Annotated in this window: 1 protein-coding gene; it reads left to right on the forward strand. The window is 51.0% G+C overall.

The genetic code is table 11. The annotated features are described in order from the left end of the window. On the forward strand, positions 1-743 hold a 743-nt coding region (locus tag QW71_RS36215), incomplete at both ends, for an RNA-guided endonuclease TnpB family protein (protein ID WP_039311034.1).

Genomic DNA, 743 nt, shown 5'->3' on the forward strand with positions numbered 1-743 from the left:
ATTCAAAGTTACACGACCAAATTCACCAACGGGAATATCGCCATGGAGGGCAGTCGCTTAAAGCTCCCAAAACTCGGCTGGATACGTTTTGCAAACTCCCGGAAGCTGGAAGGCCGGATATTGTCCGCTACCGTTCGTAAAAACGCCAGCGGGAAATTTTTCGTTTCGCTCGTTTGCGAAGTTCAAAAGAACCCTCTGCCCCAAGTGGATACACCTATTGGCATCGACTTAGGTTTGAAAGAATATGCAGTATGCTCAAACGGGGAACATATCGCCAATCCTCGCTTTTACCGTCAATACGAGAAAAAGCTGGCGCTTTGGCAGCGGCGGATGGCTCGGCGTACTCCGGGCAGCTCCAACTGGAAGAAAGCAAAGCAGCATATCGCTCGTATTCACGAACGCATTGCCAATAAACGAAATGACTTCCTCCACAAGCTGACCACGAGACTGATTCGTGAAAACCAAACGATCAGTATCGAACATCTGCGTGTGGCGAATATGATTCAGAACCCCAAGCTTTCAAAATCCATTGCTGATGCGTCTTGGGGCGAGTGGGTGCGACAGCTGACGTATAAAGCGAAATGGTATGGACGAAATCTTCGGATCGCCGACACGTTTGAGCCGACCAGTCAGTGTTGCCATGTGTGTGGCACGATCCACCCCGAGGTGAAGAACCTGTCCGTTCGGGAATGGACATGTACGGCCTGCGGGACGATCCATGACCGTGACGAAAACGCCGCTCA

It is taken from the genome of Paenibacillus sp. IHB B 3415 (assembly GCF_000802655.2).
GTDB lineage: Bacteria > Bacillota > Bacilli > Paenibacillales > Paenibacillaceae > Paenibacillus_AQ > Paenibacillus_AQ phytohabitans.